Genomic DNA, 15,150 nt, shown 5'->3' on the forward strand with positions numbered 1-15,150 from the left:
TTTAGGAATTACTTCCGTTTGTTTTTCTGGTCTAAATATTGTTCAATGTCAGCAACTGCATCCTCTAAAGCAGCTAAAGAAATTTCCTCAGCACTTTCACTGAATTCATTGTTAATAGAGCTACTAGCATCTAGTTTTATAACCACTTGATGATGAGTAGAATTGACTTCTAAAATATCTTCTAACTGAGTGAGGGATTTTTGAAATTCTTGAGCAGAGGCGCACCGTTGATATTGCTGAATAGGTTTCATGGTATTAATGTGAGAATGATTATTTTAGTAACTTAATCGTGGATTGTCTATGCAAATCCATTCAATGTGAGCAATCTAAAATTATTCTGATAGCTATTGGAATCACAACTATAGGAATCCGGTTTGATTCCTGTTCGCGGTAGCGTGCCGTAGGCATATTTACTCGTAGAGGTAGGGAACAGGGAACAGAAAAGAAGGAATATAAGGTGTACTGAGTTTGTTCAAAAATCAAATAGGAGTCCTATATTTAACTTGGTATATATTTTACACATTAACAGGCTTGATTGCCAAACCGTGGTATTACTTAGAAGTCGTAAGTACTATGACAGATTCATAAAACTTACACATCAGTTATGGAATTACTAACCGCAGAGGAAACAGAGGAGTAGGAGTTTGGGCAAGTTTTTGCATAAGTCCTAATTTTCAGAAGAAATTTTCAATTAATGGGTTAATACCTTGATAAATTATCTCATAATAATCTGGTGGGTGGAAATGAATCAATTCATTAAACAAGTTCTAATCAGTTTAGGTGCAGCTATCTTTATTGTGAGTCTGAGCGGGTGTAGTAGCCTATTTCCCCCCTCTGGTGATGCAGTTGAGCGAGTGAGTGATGGTGATACACTGGTATTGAAAGGCGCTGATGGTAATAAATTTACAGTGCGCTTTGCTTGTGTTGATGCACCAGAAATACCTCATTCTCAAAAAGAAAAGAACAGTAAATCTACTAAAGATATTAATCAATTTACTTGGGGTATTAAAGCACAAACACGGGTAGAGGAACTGGTTAAACAGTCAGGTCATCGCGTCAAGTTGAATATCACGGATAGCGATCGCTACGGGAGAAAAGTTGCAGAAGTGCGTTTAAAAGATGGTACTTTTGTACAGCAAGTTTTATTACAGGAAGGATTAGCTAAAGCGTATCGCCCTTATTTAAACAAGTGTCCTAGTCAAAATTTAGTCCAACAAGCCGAAGCTCAGGCGCAACAGCAACGGATTGGCCTTTGGAATGATGCTAAATTTGTTGATCCTTGGGCGTATCGAAAGGCGAATAAATAACCACAATCAGCTGCCATCTTGATTAGATATAGCAACAGCTAAAACCTGTAGGTGAAAGTATAAAATTTTAACGAATATTTCCTAGGGGATGGAGTCGCAACAAGCTTTGAACGATAAGAATATTAAGTCATTTATCTATCCGGCAACTTTAGTTAATCACACTCGTTGCGAATCTCCATACAAGACTAACTTCAAGTCAATAATGAGATATCTGTTTTCTGAATAATTCAGAATACTAGGAGACAAAGAGACAAAGAGAAAAATAATTGACTCTTAGTACTACATTAATCAAAGCAATAATGTTTTTTTACATCGCTGATAATTTCCCATGTACAAGACATACCAGCAGGAAACGTCACTAAATCTCCTTCACCCATTTGCACTGGTTGTCCTCCATCAGGAGTCACTATTACATTACCTACTAAAAAGTAGCAAGTTTCTTGAGAATCATAAGTCCAGGGAAATTTGGAAGCTTCTTTTTGCCAAATAGCCCATTTAAAAACATCTAGTTTTTTGAGATCATCTTGAGTTGGTTGATGCTGGATTTGAATTTTCATGCGATGTTTGATCTAGTTGTATTCAGCAGTATGATTGGATATCTTCTCCACACTTATCTACTAAATAACATAATGCACGAAAACGCAAGCCAACTAATTGATCATATAGCGGATTGAGCTTACACATAGGAGGAATATGGGCAATTTTCCGACCAAACAAAACGATGTCACGTTCAAAGGGACACTGAGCAGGAATCAATTTAGCAATAAATTTAGCTAATTTACGATTCTGAATCTCGATTTCATCCAACCATTGACGTATTGGTTGCAATAAATCAAATTTATTATCTGCTTGATGCTCTTCTCCCATAGGGCTAATTAAAGTATGGAGAATGATAGATTGGGTATTTGTTGTGATCATAGTTCTAAATCCTGCTGTCTTGAGATTGATGATAATCAGCCAATTTGGCTTATAATCATGCAAATTGTTGTAAAGAAATACACCCATTTGGTAATCTTAGGTAAGATAATTGCGACTTACATATCTTACATAAAAGAAACAGATAAGTTCTTCAACTAATTGCTATTTAAGCTCAGGGGATGTTGGAGAACTGTCCCGTTAAATACAAAATAACAAAGAAATTATAAAAATGGTATTGTCTTAACTTATTGATTGCTGATGTCAAATATTGTGTTCCCATATATAAATTGCAAATGCCTGGTAAGGAAAGCACACAGTAGTACAAATTCTAACTGTACAGATAAAAATATAGTTTAAGTTACGCTATAGAAAGGTTATAGGAATGTTAGCAATGATAATGTTCTATATGAGATTAGATTATATATGAAGAAAATGTTATATAAGTTACATAAGTCAACCTAAAAATTATCTAACTAGTAGCAATAAATTATTTGATAAGTACAAACTAATCTATCTATATAAGTAGGTTATAAAAATACAAAAGATGCTATAATATATTTCATGATAGGTGAGGTAAATATTTAAAATAAAAGTTTACCTGACTGCTATTAAAGATGTTCGTCTTTTTTTATAGACCATAACTCTATAAATGCATTTTTAACTATTAAGATTGTGGGTCAAATAGTCATTATTCCTTGAACATTACCTGCTCAAAAAATTTTTATTAATACCCGCAGATATAATTTTCCGAATGACTGCGGGAACTTGACAAGCTGCCCAAGTTGTTTATACTCCCCAAGCAGAAGTGCGGAGAGTATAAGGTGAAATTAGACGTGAGCAAACAAACTCTTAAAGTATTAACTTCTTTCATCCTGTCCCCTGTCCTCGGCTTTTTTTTGCAAAATACGATTAGATAATTCACAAAATCCTTCCCCTTCTGCCGCAGTGGTTATATAAACTGGCTGATACTGCAACTGATGTGCGTATTTAATTACATTTGCTACACCGACAGAAAGAGGAAAAGAATTTTGGTTAAATAGGCTTTCATCATTTGGACTATCGCCAACAGTAACAACTTGTGATGGTGAATATCCTGGAAAGTATTGGCGTAGCACTTGTAACAAGCCTACAGCCTTATCTTGTTGTTGAGGTTTAATGTGACACTGGACATTGCTATAAGTGAATCCCCAACCCATTTGTTGACAAATATGACTGAGTGATTGCAATTCGGTTTCTGTCAAAGCAGCTACATCAAATGTCCAATCGGTGAGACGAAACTGATTGTCACTAGATTCCCTAAGTTGGGGAAATTGACTTTGTAATTTTTCAAAAGTCCTGGCTAAATCTTGGCGATGTTTGGCGATGTCAGGTATAGGTGTTAACAATATTGGTGAGAGGTTATTTGATGGATAGAAGATACCCCCATTTTCTGCTAAAGCACCTACCACAGGCATTAAACTACTTATTCCACTTACCCAACCTGCTGAACGACCAGTTACAATCAGTACCTGAATTCCGTTGGCGGCTAAATTTTCTAAAGCTTGCAACAAAAGGGAGGTAAATTTTCCCTCCTTCGTCAGAGTGCCATCCATATCCGTAGCTACAAGGCAAACATCCCTAAATTCCGTAGATTCGCTAATGGGTTTGTACATAATAAAATCACAATATGATGTAAAAAAATATTAATAATACAGTAATGTGATATTAAAGATTTGGGCATCCTAACCATTAGGAGTCAAATCTTTAGTTTGCTAACCATGCTTAGTACAATGTTTCTAGCCCAGTCTTCAAGTTCCAAGACTAAACCGGCAATCAAGGAAGTCGCCGCCAGTAATTTTCAGATGCCATCATCTTTATTACTGTTTGCCAGTGGAGGACTGATAATAGCACTAATTGCTGTGATTGTGTACAGCAAAATATTAGCGGGTAAATATGAAAAAAAAGTTAAGTTTGAAAAGTTTCGCACGCGAGAACTAGAAAAAAAGTTGAAGTTGGCGCTGGAAACTATTCGGAAAATGGAAACAAATCCCGATTTGGTTCACTCACGGGATTTTAACCTCGATTATCTGCGAATGCGGATGACAGAGGAGGTGTTTCATTTTGGGGTTGTTAATCAAGTGAAACTCAAGGTGAAAGAGAAAATTTCTCAGGCACTGCGACCCAATCAATCACAACAAGGTCAAGTGGGAATTGCCAGTAATGCTGGTAAGCAGGTAGATGAGATTTTTGATGTCGAATATGAAACTGGTATTGCGCCCAATATTGTCAACCGAGTACTATTTCGGATTCAAATTCGCTTAATGAAGTTACCCACACAAGCAACTTCTGCTACTATTAGCCAAATTATGGACTGTATAGAAACTTACCTTAGTCCTAGAGAAGAAGATGATACATGGCAACCGACAATTCAAGGTCGGATTGTTTATATGCATTGGGACCAAAAGGCTAAACCCACTCCTCTACTGGTGTTAGAACAATCAAATGAAGGGGTAAATGTTACTTTTAGGACTACGCGCCAACAAAATCTGCCTGCACCGCCGCCGCCACAGATGCCACATTCAAAAAAGCAGGTTTGATAATGTGAAGGCTAGTTATGAGGCTCGGAAACTTCTCGCCCTACTTTGTTGCTAATAGTGACATTTTGGGCATCACGAGTTAATAGACCGTCTTCCATTTCGACGATGCGATCAGCGATGTCTAAGATGCGGTTATCATGGGTGACTAACAAAATAGCTGTTCCTTGATCTTTAGCAAGACGTTGCATGATTTCGACTACATCCCGTCCTGATTGTTTATCTAAGGCGGCTGTGGGTTCATCTGCTAGAACTAATGGAGGGTGATTGACTAAGGCGCGTGCGATCGCAATTCTTTGTTTTTGCCCACCAGATAGATTGTCTGGATAGTAGTTCATCCGTTCAGACAACCCAACCGAGCCGAGCATTATTTCTGACTTCTTAATGGCTGCTGATTGAGAAATACCTTGATTTAATTCCACTGCCATTTGCACATTTTGTCTAGCAGTTAAAAACCCCAGCAAATTATGAGCCTGAAAAATATAACCAATGTTACGCCGCATATGTACAAGTTTATTTTGACTAGCACCAAGTAGTTCTTGACCTAACAATTTCATACTTCCTTCTTGTACAGACCGTAATCCACCAATCAGGCTCAGTAATGTAGTTTTTCCTGAACCTGAAGGCCCTGTCATAATTACAATTTCTCCAGCATATATGTCTAGATTGATATCAAATAGAATTTGTTTTCTGAGAACACCTCTACCATAGTAATGGTTAATATTTTTAATAGCGATTACAGGTTCTGTGCTGTTCATATGTTTCTGGTTACTAATTTTTGGATATATTGAGCAATTAAGAGTTTTTTAACTGAAATTATTCAACAGGATTTAGAATTATGATTACTGCCAAATATGGATTTAATAATCTTAGTTTAAAAAATATCTGCGGGGTCGGCTGAACGTAATTTTCTCATGGCAATAGCGCCAGATATAAAACACATAAAAATAGTTAATATTAGCACCATAATAGCACGATTATAACTCATGAAAACTGGTAAAAGCGTAGCATCTCTGGCGACTTGATACATCAACAGAGCGCAAGCAAATCCAGGCATATATCCTAAAACTGCTAACATAAAAGCTTCTTGAAGAATAACAGTTAATAAATAATTTTGTGTATAGCCTATTGCTTTCAGTGTAGCATATTCAGACAAGTGATCTGTTACTTCTGTATACAAAATTTGGTAAACAATTACGGTGCCGACAATAAAACCCATAATTGTTCCTAATGTAAAAATAAACCCAATAGCTGTACTACTTGCCCAGTAGTTTCTTTCAAATGCAATAAATTCATCTTTGGTTAAAACATTAACATCTGTTGGTAAATAAGTCCGTAAATATTGAGCAACTTGGGTTGTATCAGCGCCTGGTTTTAGTCTAATTAAGCCAATATCAATTAATCCGCGTTGTCGGGTACTAAATAACCTCATAAAGTTGACATCGCTGGTAATTAAATTGCCATCTGCGCCAAAGGATGCACCTAAAGTAAATAATCCTGCTACTTTAATTCTTCTTCTTCTCACTTCTGCTGTGACAACTTTTCCCTGATCAATATCAGCAGCAATAGGCCCATACTCTAGTCTAGAAGAACGGTCAAATATAACTACATCAGGTAGTTTCAAGGCATTTAAATTTTCCTCAACACCTGGTAAATCAAAAACGTTAATTTCTGGATTGATGCCAAAAACTAAAATACTTCGAGGGCGGCCTGTAACGGGATTTTTCCAGCTGGTATAATCTAAATATATAGGATGTACTGACTGTACTGCTGGTAAATCTAAAGCTTTATATAATCGCCGTTGGGAAAAAGGTTTCATTGCTAGTACAGCGTTGGATTGATTGTTAATTAAAACAATGTCACCTTTTAAACTGCCATGCATTCTGACGTTACTGTAATATAGTGCATCTCGGAAACCAAGTTGCATAAACATCAAAATATCAGCAAAGGCAATACCTGATAATGCCACAGCGAGGCGAGTTTTTTCTCTGGTCAGTTGTAGCCAAGATAGAGGTATTTTCTGAGTCATTTTCTATGTTTATTTACAGTTACGCTAATTTTTTATGTTTGAGTTGATATTTTTGATGGGGAATGATCATGATTTTTGTTAATTCGTCCTATGCATTAGATAATTACGTGTTGCTAGGGATTAAAGATAGCGAGCCGAACCTCATAATTCCGGCTGATAGATATATGTAATTACTGCCCATCTGTAACTCCATTAGTATTAATTTCAACAATGACTTTGGCGTTAGTTAAACCAGAAACTTGCTGACTATCTGCTGGCGAGAGGGCAATTTTCACTTCTACTACTCTGGCATCAATATCGGCTGCTGGATCTGTATTCAGGACATCTTTTTTGCCAATTTTTCTGCCAATTTGAGTGATAGTTCCCTTTAATTCTTTTTCAAATGCGCCGTTATCACTAGTAATCGTCGCTATTTGACCAACACGAATTTTACCAATACTGTCTTCAGCTATTTCTGCAACCACAAACATTTGATCAGTTTGTCCAATTTCCGCAATGCCATTTGCACTCATGACTTCGCCTGATTTGGTGTAAACTTTTAAGATTTCACCTTGAGTTGGTGCTTTGACATAGCTTAACTGGAGTTCTGCTTGGGCTTTTTTAACAAAAGCGATCGCATTACTAACTTGGGCTTGGGCTATTTGGATATCAATAGGACGAACATCTAAGAACCTGCTCAATCTAGCTCGTTCTTCGTCGATTTGCTTTTGTAAAGTGGCTAAAGTTTTGTTGCGGGTAGCGGTGGCTTCAATCAGTTGTTGCTGCAAAGTCGCGATCGTTTGAATTTGGGTAGCTCTAGCTTGAGTTATTTGCTGCTGTAATGTTCCTAGTGCTTGTCTCAAACTGGCTTGAGTTTCACGCAGTTGCTGATTAGCTGTAGCCGCACGCAAACGCCTTGTATCTCTTTCTTGCTGGGAAATAGCGCCTTCTTTGTACAAGAACTCATAGCGTCCGGCATCAACTTGAGCGTCACGCTGTTCGGCTTGTATTTTGGCAATGCTTGCTCTTAAACCATCTCGTTGCCCTCTGAGTTCAGCTTCTAGACGTTTAATGCCAGCTTGTTGAGCATTCTTTTCTCCACTCAACTCGGCAGCAATACGGGCAATGGTGGCTTGTTGAGCATTACTTTCACCAGATAATTGTGCTTGTAAGCGAGCAATAATTGCTGCTTGGGCTTGAATATCTCTTGGTGAAACAGCTTTGATTTGCGCTAAATTAGCACGAGATTCTTGCAGTTTGGCTTTTGCTTCTTCGACTGCTGCCATGTTGGTATCACGGCTGTCTAGAATTGCAATAACTTGACCTTGTTGTACTCTTTGTCCTTCTTTCACCAAAAGTTGCTGCACTCTTGCTGATAGTCCTGAGTTGGGGGCAGCTATTCTAATGACTTCTCCTCGTGGTTCTAATCTTCCTACCGCACTGATGGTTTTGATCGATGGTGCTACTGATACGGAGGATGTAAGTTTTCTTAGCTGCTCAATTTTGGCTGTAGCTAGGAACCCTGCTGCGATCGCAACTGGCAGGGCGACAGCAACCTTCAACCAAATTTTAGATTTTTCTAGTCCTTGTTCTTTTAACTCTGGCTTATCAGTCACCCTTGACATGGTATATTGCCCGTTTATCTGATTTGTACTAATGGAAGTAAAAAAGCAAATTAGCCGCAGTTGAATTAGTCAAAAAGAGTCATAAGTAAACTGCCAGCTATTAGGAAATAAGGCTGGTTTTAGACTAGTTATTTACTTAAAATCCATTGCCTGATTAGCACTCAAAGCTAGAATTTTCTGCAATGGCGCGTAGTTTTGCACTGGCTATTTAATAGTTTCTGAGTATGAGATGTGATTGCACTAAAGATTAAGGGAATTCAAGCTATTGAATTCACCAACTCCAGCACCCAGATACTATTGATTTGAGCAGGTTATTTTGAAAGGCAACCCGGTATAAATTTGGTAGGTATAATAATGCAGACATCTTCTAGGCGTAGGCTATTGCCAAGATTGTCTACAATCATAGATGATCAAACTCAGTTATCTCGGTTTACTGATAACTGTTTGTTGAATCCTGACTTTGAAACTAGGTAAATGTGTCAAAAAAATCTAAAATTGGCTTTTTCTCAATCTAAAATTGGCATGATCAATTACCAATTGAAATATATCTGTCAAATAGAGCATTCCTAACATCACAGTTTCCTTATCTTGATTATTAATCTGTGAGCATGGTTGGTTGCTGACATCGAATAAGACAACGAATATCTTTGCTTATCTACTGCGAAGATTTGATGCGCTACTTTCCCTGCTGTTGTTTTTTGACTCCATTCAACTCTGGTTAAATGAATTCTACATTTATCAGTTGGGGGAAAACGTAACAGAGCTTACAGATAGATAGATGAGAAGCTGAAGAGTTGGAGTGTGGGGGGTGTAGAGTTTTGATGCTTGAGCTTTAATTATTGTGGTAGATCAAATAATACAGTAGTCATGTAGTTTTCTGCCCAATCTGTACCAAAGGCTTTTTCTAGCACACGTCTGGTTTTATCGTTTTGCTGTTGTTTGGTACAGTAGTTGTGTTGTCCAGCCAGAATTGGAGCTATTTTTTCTGGTGGAACGGGGTGAGATGCGATCGCATTTTGGCAATGGATTTCTAAAAATTCTTGTACGCGAGAGAGAAACAATGTTTCTTCTTCTGGGGAACCGGGACGAATAAAAATACAAAAGTCAGAAAATATAGCTCCCCATTCCGGTAATTCACGGGGTTGGGAAAAGTCGATTACTGGTAGTTCAGTGAGTGCAGAATTATAAGCTGTCGGTAAGATGCGCTCTAAGTTTACAGGAGAAAGGTCTGCGATCGCGGCACTAATTTGACCTCTACCCCCAACTAAGTCACAACCAAACATAGGGATATCGTATTCTGGACGCGGAAACATCACACAATGCAAGATATCCAGCATATTTCCTACTTTTGCTAGTTCCAAGTGCATTTTGCGGAACTGTGGACTTTGATAACAGCGATTTTCGATAATCAGTTTTTCGCCTTCTAGTCTACCTTCTACATATCCCAATTCCGCCGGCAGATTGTAGGGTGATAAGTCTAAGTATTTATGCCAAACCGCTTCAATTGTGTCAGCTAATTGACAAATTAAGCGATGCTGTTGTTGACGTAGGGAGGGTGTAGAAGTAGAAGACATATTATTTTAACCATGTAATTCAGTATCTAGTTTACAATTATTAAGTACATTCTGTTGTATTGAGAAATGTAAATGCACAACGCCACTCTCATAAAATATGAGTTATGACAGTAGCCTTCAATGAAAACCTCCTCTACCTTTAAGAATGCTAGATTATTGGGTGAGATTATATTGTCTGAATCAGGATTTCCAGGATTTAAGGATGAACAGGATGAAGTCTGGAATTTTATCACAATTACCCATTACCAGCCTCAACTAGATAACTAGCAACTTGGGTTACTAGAAAAATTCTTAGAGGGTGTTTGAAAAGTTGGAAAAGGTATAATTTGTCATTCTGAGTGGAACAAAGTGGAACGAAAAATCTAGGGTTTGAACGATTACTCGGAGATGCTTCACTACGCTGCGCTACGTTCAGCATGACTTTTAAAACATCCTCTTAGCCTGTGTTCAACTTCTAGCTGGAATTAGATTTGATGCGGATTTGATTAACGCCTATTTTCGGGAGGGTATCATGCAAGCATCTGTCGTGTATCAAAAAATTATTCGAGAAGGTTTATAACAGGGAAGACGTTCTGAAGTTAAATTAATTGTTCGTCTACTTCAACGTCATTTAAGAAAAATAAATACTGAAGTTCAAAATCAAATTCAAAACTTATCTTTTACACAATTAGGGGATTTAGGAGAAGCTTTATTAGATTTTAAAACTGAAGCTGACTTAATTAATTGGTTGAGTGAAAACTGTAATTTAAAAAATATTTTTCCGTATTAAAACAGTCCGAGGTTAAGTTATGGATTAAGGAAACCTGCTTTTTTAAGTAAAGCATTATTTTTTGGTAAAAATTATTATCATAGGACTTACGCAAGATTGAACTCAAAACCTGATTTTTGCGTAAGTCCTGTATCAATACAGAAAGTTTATGAAGATTGTATAAAAATTATATGAAGTTCATGGCTCAGGTAAGTGATACCCTTCTATACATTTAACTTATTAGGTCAACGAATTTCGGTCATTTTTAAGTCATTAATTCTTGATAAATGTTCATATCTATTAATAAAGTAACAAATACTTCATATTTTTTTTATAAAATAAAGTTTTGTTAAAATTCCTGATCTATCTAGGGAGTAAAGGATTTATTCCGTTCAGAGAAGTCCTGGAATATCTATTCAGTGGTTTTGCGGTGAGTAAATTAAACTATAAGTTTTTACATAACTTTACCATATAAAGATTGTCTGTACCTGTATTTTTATGATTTATTCAACCGTATGATTACTGAAGTTAAGGGAAAAAAGCCTCAAGCTTCACTCCCTAATTATGGGGACGTGCGATCGCATCAACTTTTTTTGAAGAAATATATCAAGCTTAAATGTACTTAATTTTTTGCAAATTGGAGCAATTCTTTCATGAAATACTCTAAATCAATAGTAAGATTTATTGCTGCAACAGCTTTAACTAGTAGTATATCTTTAATTCCAGACATCAGTCATGCACTTGTAATAGAACCTGGTAATTATATATTTGTCAACCCTGATAACGTGAGGACTGCAACAGATTTTACTGTCTTTGTTCTCAATCCCCCACCATTTATAAATGTACCAGGATCTAATGGAGGTCTGGAATTTCCCGGATTGATAGGTCAAAACATAGTGCCAGGTGGTGTATCTGGTGTAACTTATAATATTCTTCAACCTGGTGTTGGCGGAGTTCTTCCGAATCAACTATATGCTCACAGCTTTCCTGGTTGGTCACCAGGTACTCTGTTTGATGTTTTCTTTTCCTATGATGATATGCCTTTCCTATTAAATCCACAAATTCACGCATCTTTTTCTTTTTCTCCTTCAGATATTGAAAACTTTAGAGCCTTAGTTTCCTCAGAAATTCATAATAGTGATGTTGGAGTAACAGTTGCTAGTGTTCCTGAATCTTCTTCTATTTTGAGTCTTATCGCAATTGCTTTAACAGGACTAACAGTAAGCCTGACAAAACAAATGAAGTGTGGCTCTATCGATCCTTTGATGGAATCGAATAATTGCTAAAACTTCCATATAGTGCGATAGCTCCTTCTCAATATAAGACCAAGGAATGTGATCGCACATCTCCCTTTCATCAAGTCCAATTTTTGTATTTTTACCAAATTCATTAATTGAAGAAAATCATGACTTTTTTGAAATCCCGTCAGATGCTTAATGTAGCAAAATTCGATTGGAAGAAAGTATCGATGATAAAAAAGCTGTATTTTTTATCATTAACTACACTGTTATGGTCATTAACCTCATTTTCAGGAGCTTTTGCAGCAATTATACGAGGAGAAGTTAGCCGCTTTGACCTAGTAGCCGAGCCATTTATAGTCGATTTAGGGATGGGTTCAATTAGTACAGGACCAATTACCATTTCAAAAATAGATTCATCGCCAAGTTCGGTAGTATTTAATGTTAACGACAAGACAGGTGAAGGGATAGGTAGTCTAGATGTACTATTACAAATAGATATTCCAGCACTTGGAATATCAAAGATAGTAGAAAATCAGGAAGATGGACCTATTGTTTTGGGTATCGATAAGGAGACAGGGGAGTTAGGTTTCTTATGGAATGCACTAAGTAATTTAACTATAAGTTTAGAAACGTTAAATGAAGTTGGAGAACATCGACTAGAACTAAATGGAGTTACTATAGAATGTATAGAAGGTGGAAAGCTGAAATTTTTGAAAGATTGTACTTCACCACCGTCAAGTAAGCCTTACTCACCACTTTATCCACCAAAACCTGAACTTCCGGAGACAGCTTTTAATCCCTTTAATAATTCTAACGATGTCTTAGCTTTGATTGGAAGTTTACAAGCAAATTTTAATTATGCTTCTAGAATCACAATATCTGGACAACCCAATGATATTTTAATTCAAGGCTCTGGTGGATTTATTTCCTTAACTAATTTGCAAGTTACGAAAGTCCCTGAACCTAGTTCTATTTTCGGTTTTATTGCAATAGGATTCTTAGGATTAATAGGGATATGGAAGAAACACCAGCACATTTCAGGGATTAACCTGTAGCCACATAAGCTTGAATCTAGCGATCGCATATCCTCAATATAAAACCAGAGAGTGCGATCGCTCTTAATTCAATCAACTATTCTCCAGATACTTCTCTCTCCAGCACTTCCTGTAGATGTGGCACTAATGAAGGTAAATCATTTTGAATAGTTTCCCAAACTCTATTCAAATCAAGGCGTTGCATAATGGGAGTATGAATTATGTTTCGCGCAGAGGCGCAAAGTCGCAAAGTTTTAGATTTTGAATTTTCTAATTTCATACCTGAATTCAGCAATGCCCTTGAATGCGAAACCGCCAATCTCTAGAAGGCACGAATGATATCCTTAAGTACAGGTTTTCGTAAATGTTCTCTCAAAGCATCCTAAGTTCCCAAATCAACAGAACATCCCAAAATATCTTCTAAATAATACTGCACTTGCAAAAGTTGAAACAACCCACCTGGTTGATTAAAATCCACTAAAAAGTCTACATCACTATCTGGAAGAGCTTCATCCCGTGCCACTGAACCAAATAAATTAAGGGATTTTACTCCTAGGTTCTGCAATTTTTCTCGATGTATAGCTAAAATTGCCAGTACCTCATCTCTTTTCATTATTTTTCCCTAAAACACAATGAACTACCCCAATTTGGCTTCGCCTGAGATTGGGGTTTCTACATCCCCCAAGTCATTATTCAATATTATAGTTTCTCTTGATCTGCTATCCCCAAAAATCCGTCACTTCATACCCCAATTCCCCTATCATCTGCCGCAATAGGGGTAAACTCAAACCAATTACGTTACTGTGACAGCCTGCAATTTTTTCTACAAATAAACTACCAAATCCTTCAATAGCAAAGGCTCCAGCACATTTAAGGGGTTCACCTGTAGCTACATAAGCTTGAATTGCGCGATCGCTCATCTTCCCAAAGAAAACTCTAGTAACTTGACACTTGACAATACTTTGGTTTTTTGTTGTGTCTATCAAAACATGACCAGTATACAAATCACCAAAATTACCTTGCATTAATTGCCAACGAGCGATCGCTTCCTCAGCATCTGCCGGTTTGCCATAAATCTCTCCATTCATAGCTAAAACCGAATCACAGCCCATAATCAACGCTGATGCAAACTGCGAAACCACAGTTTCTGCCTTACACTGAGCCAGAGTTTGTACCAATTGGGCAGGATCACTAAGTTGAATTTGCGACTCATCAAAATCACTAGGACAAACTATTGGTTCAATCCCCACAGTTTGCAGCAAGCGACGACGTGCTGGAGAAGCAGAAGCAAGTATAAATTGAGGAATGGTCATAGTCAAAAAAATGGAGAGAATTGCTAATTAGGTAATGGGTAATAGTTAATAGTTAATTGATAATTATTCACTAGAAAACTTTGTACCCAATCCCCAGTTCCCAGTTATCCAAATTAATTAATACACCGTAAAAGAATTGACAATTTCATCAATCATGCGTTGCAGTTTTTTCCAGCGCTTTTCCGGGACTGAAGCATTAAAGGTAAAAAGCTTACCACGACTCACAGCGACACTAGAAATATTGTGTCTTTGTTGTCCATCAGGGAGTTGCACATCATACTCTAACAGGTAATATATTTTACCATCAGATTCTTTTTGAACCGCGTTGGTTAATTCGGCTGAACGGCCAGAATCTACAGGAGCAAGAGCAGCCTTACCTAACTTATATCCCACTTCTGTCGGAGTCCCCAATTCTGCCAAAGTTTTTCCTGCGGGAACAGGACTAATTACCACAGATACATTTTCTGATACTTCAATTAAATCATGGAAAACTACATCAGGCCCATTGGCAACTTTAACTTGCAACCATCCATTAGGATATAAAAACTGATAACCGTCAGCACTATCTACAAAGCTTTTGAATCCAGCAGCAGCCGCTACATCAGAGTTGCTGAAACTGAAGCTAAAAACCAATAACAAAATTAAAGCAATTTTTTTCCACATTTATCAAAATTCCTTTAGACCCAAAGCAATAATATAAGACAAGCGTTATTACACCGTCCTATTCTCCCATTAATGGGTACGCTTTGGGATATAGAGAGAATCTCCATAGCGATGCCTGTGGAGGACGTAGGCATCGTTATACCTCA

At 37.2% G+C, this 15,150-nt stretch carries 17 protein-coding genes; 5 read left to right on the top strand and 12 right to left on the bottom strand.

Features of this window, described 5'->3' with window-relative positions; genetic code table 11:
• Window positions 1-8: 8 nt before the first annotated feature.
• On the bottom strand, window positions 9-251 hold the full coding sequence (locus AC012T_RS04860) for a hypothetical protein (protein WP_487063592.1): 243 nt from the start codon (window positions 249-251) through the stop codon (window positions 9-11).
• A 492-nt stretch (window positions 252-743) separates the two neighbouring features.
• Here AC012T_RS04860 and AC012T_RS04865 point away from each other — a divergent pair, with 492 nt between their 5' ends.
• Complete coding sequence (locus AC012T_RS04865; protein ID WP_487063594.1) at window positions 744-1,307, top strand: thermonuclease family protein; 564 nt, start codon at window positions 744-746, stop codon at window positions 1,305-1,307.
• Between the two features lie 284 nt (window positions 1,308-1,591).
• Here AC012T_RS04865 and AC012T_RS04870 read toward each other — a convergent pair whose 3' ends face one another.
• The 3 genes from AC012T_RS04870 to AC012T_RS04880 all read right to left on the bottom strand — a co-directional run bounded on the left by AC012T_RS04870 (window position 1,592) and on the right by AC012T_RS04880 (window position 3,877).
• Window positions 1,592-1,864, bottom strand: coding sequence for a cupin domain-containing protein (locus AC012T_RS04870; protein ID WP_487063596.1), 273 nt, complete (start codon window positions 1,862-1,864; stop codon window positions 1,592-1,594).
• A gap of 22 nt (window positions 1,865-1,886) precedes the next feature.
• Entirely contained in the window at window positions 1,887-2,225 is a 339-nt protein-coding gene (locus AC012T_RS04875) for a Mo-dependent nitrogenase C-terminal domain-containing protein (RefSeq protein ID WP_487063598.1), read from the bottom strand.
• 857 nt (window positions 2,226-3,082) lie between these two features.
• Window positions 3,083-3,877, bottom strand: coding sequence for an HAD family hydrolase (locus AC012T_RS04880; protein WP_487063600.1), 795 nt, complete (start codon window positions 3,875-3,877; stop codon window positions 3,083-3,085).
• A 105-nt stretch (window positions 3,878-3,982) separates the two neighbouring features.
• Here AC012T_RS04880 and AC012T_RS04885 point away from each other — a divergent pair, with 105 nt between their 5' ends.
• Complete coding sequence (locus AC012T_RS04885; RefSeq protein ID WP_487063602.1) at window positions 3,983-4,801, top strand: hypothetical protein; 819 nt, start codon at window positions 3,983-3,985, stop codon at window positions 4,799-4,801.
• A gap of 11 nt (window positions 4,802-4,812) precedes the next feature.
• Here the strand turns inward: AC012T_RS04885 and AC012T_RS04890 are convergent, their stop codons facing one another.
• From AC012T_RS04890 to AC012T_RS04905, 4 genes are all read right to left on the bottom strand, one after another.
• Complete coding sequence (locus AC012T_RS04890) at window positions 4,813-5,556, bottom strand: DevA family ABC transporter ATP-binding protein (RefSeq protein ID WP_487063604.1); 744 nt, start codon at window positions 5,554-5,556, stop codon at window positions 4,813-4,815.
• Window positions 5,557-5,672: 116 nt separating this feature from the next.
• Window positions 5,673-6,827 (bottom strand): ABC transporter permease DevC, encoded by a 1,155-nt coding sequence (gene devC, locus AC012T_RS04895; RefSeq protein ID WP_487063606.1) that lies wholly within the window; start codon window positions 6,825-6,827, stop codon window positions 5,673-5,675.
• A 170-nt stretch (window positions 6,828-6,997) separates the two neighbouring features.
• The gene (locus tag AC012T_RS04900) at window positions 6,998-8,431 is read right to left on the bottom strand and encodes an HlyD family secretion protein (RefSeq protein WP_487063608.1); all 1,434 of its coding nucleotides are present in this window, start codon (window positions 8,429-8,431) and stop codon (window positions 6,998-7,000) included.
• Window positions 8,432-9,267: 836 nt separating this feature from the next.
• Window positions 9,268-10,005: a phycocyanobilin:ferredoxin oxidoreductase gene (locus AC012T_RS04905; RefSeq protein ID WP_487063610.1), complete on the bottom strand. Its 738-nt coding sequence runs from the start codon at window positions 10,003-10,005 to the stop codon at window positions 9,268-9,270.
• A 619-nt stretch (window positions 10,006-10,624) separates the two neighbouring features.
• Between AC012T_RS04905 and AC012T_RS04910 the strand changes: the two genes are divergently transcribed.
• The 3 genes from AC012T_RS04910 (at window position 10,625) to AC012T_RS04920 (ending at window position 13,049) form a co-directional block, all read left to right on the top strand.
• The gene (locus AC012T_RS04910) at window positions 10,625-10,774 is read left to right on the top strand and encodes a DUF4351 domain-containing protein (RefSeq protein ID WP_487066444.1); all 150 of its coding nucleotides are present in this window, start codon (window positions 10,625-10,627) and stop codon (window positions 10,772-10,774) included.
• 632 nt (window positions 10,775-11,406) lie between these two features.
• Window positions 11,407-12,039, top strand: coding sequence for a hypothetical protein (locus tag AC012T_RS04915; protein WP_487063612.1), 633 nt, complete (start codon window positions 11,407-11,409; stop codon window positions 12,037-12,039).
• A 119-nt stretch (window positions 12,040-12,158) separates the two neighbouring features.
• Entirely contained in the window at window positions 12,159-13,049 is an 891-nt protein-coding gene (locus tag AC012T_RS04920) for a PEP-CTERM sorting domain-containing protein (RefSeq protein ID WP_487063614.1), read from the top strand.
• Window positions 13,050-13,125: 76 nt separating this feature from the next.
• Here AC012T_RS04920 and AC012T_RS04925 read toward each other — a convergent pair whose 3' ends face one another.
• The 4 genes from AC012T_RS04925 to psbP all read right to left on the bottom strand — a co-directional run bounded on the left by AC012T_RS04925 (window position 13,126) and on the right by psbP (window position 15,004).
• A complete protein-coding gene (locus AC012T_RS04925) occupies window positions 13,126-13,308 on the bottom strand; it encodes a hypothetical protein (RefSeq protein WP_487063616.1) in 183 nt (60 codons plus the stop codon).
• 102 nt (window positions 13,309-13,410) lie between these two features.
• Window positions 13,411-13,641 carry a nucleotidyltransferase family protein gene (locus AC012T_RS04930; RefSeq protein WP_487063618.1) on the bottom strand — a complete coding sequence of 77 codons (231 nt, stop codon included), beginning with the start codon at window positions 13,639-13,641 and terminating at the stop codon, window positions 13,411-13,413.
• Between the two features lie 106 nt (window positions 13,642-13,747).
• A complete protein-coding gene (locus AC012T_RS04935; protein ID WP_487063620.1) occupies window positions 13,748-14,341 on the bottom strand; it encodes a Maf family protein in 594 nt (197 codons plus the stop codon).
• Window positions 14,342-14,458: 117 nt separating this feature from the next.
• Window positions 14,459-15,004: a photosystem II reaction center PsbP gene (gene psbP / locus AC012T_RS04940; protein ID WP_487063622.1), complete on the bottom strand. Its 546-nt coding sequence runs from the start codon at window positions 15,002-15,004 to the stop codon at window positions 14,459-14,461.
• Window positions 15,005-15,150 lie beyond the last annotated feature (146 nt).

The sequence above is a fragment of the Anabaena sp. EIM26 genome, from assembly GCF_057568715.1.

Coding starts and splice junctions, on each gene's coding strand:
- AC012T_RS04865 (WP_487063594.1), top strand. CDS start 744: ATGAATCAATTCATTAAACAAGTTCTAATCAGTTTAGGTGCAGCTATC.
- AC012T_RS04905 (WP_487063610.1), bottom strand. CDS start 10,005: ATGTCTTCTACTTCTACACCCTCCCTACGTCAACAACAGCATCGCTTA.
- AC012T_RS04875 (WP_487063598.1), bottom strand. CDS start 2,225: ATGATCACAACAAATACCCAATCTATCATTCTCCATACTTTAATTAGC.
- psbP (WP_487063622.1), bottom strand. CDS start 15,004: ATGTGGAAAAAAATTGCTTTAATTTTGTTATTGGTTTTTAGCTTCAGT.
- devC (WP_487063606.1), bottom strand. CDS start 6,827: ATGACTCAGAAAATACCTCTATCTTGGCTACAACTGACCAGAGAAAAA.
- AC012T_RS04920 (WP_487063614.1), top strand. CDS start 12,159: ATGACTTTTTTGAAATCCCGTCAGATGCTTAATGTAGCAAAATTCGAT.
- AC012T_RS04930 (WP_487063618.1), bottom strand. CDS start 13,641: ATGAAAAGAGATGAGGTACTGGCAATTTTAGCTATACATCGAGAAAAA.
- AC012T_RS04880 (WP_487063600.1), bottom strand. CDS start 3,877: ATGTACAAACCCATTAGCGAATCTACGGAATTTAGGGATGTTTGCCTT.
- AC012T_RS04915 (WP_487063612.1), top strand. CDS start 11,407: ATGAAATACTCTAAATCAATAGTAAGATTTATTGCTGCAACAGCTTTA.
- AC012T_RS04870 (WP_487063596.1), bottom strand. CDS start 1,864: ATGAAAATTCAAATCCAGCATCAACCAACTCAAGATGATCTCAAAAAA.
- AC012T_RS04935 (WP_487063620.1), bottom strand. CDS start 14,341: ATGACCATTCCTCAATTTATACTTGCTTCTGCTTCTCCAGCACGTCGT.
- AC012T_RS04890 (WP_487063604.1), bottom strand. CDS start 5,556: ATGAACAGCACAGAACCTGTAATCGCTATTAAAAATATTAACCATTAC.
- AC012T_RS04860 (WP_487063592.1), bottom strand. CDS start 251: ATGAAACCTATTCAGCAATATCAACGGTGCGCCTCTGCTCAAGAATTT.
- AC012T_RS04885 (WP_487063602.1), top strand. CDS start 3,983: ATGCTTAGTACAATGTTTCTAGCCCAGTCTTCAAGTTCCAAGACTAAA.
- AC012T_RS04900 (WP_487063608.1), bottom strand. CDS start 8,431: ATGTCAAGGGTGACTGATAAGCCAGAGTTAAAAGAACAAGGACTAGAA.
- AC012T_RS04925 (WP_487063616.1), bottom strand. CDS start 13,308: ATGAAATTAGAAAATTCAAAATCTAAAACTTTGCGACTTTGCGCCTCT.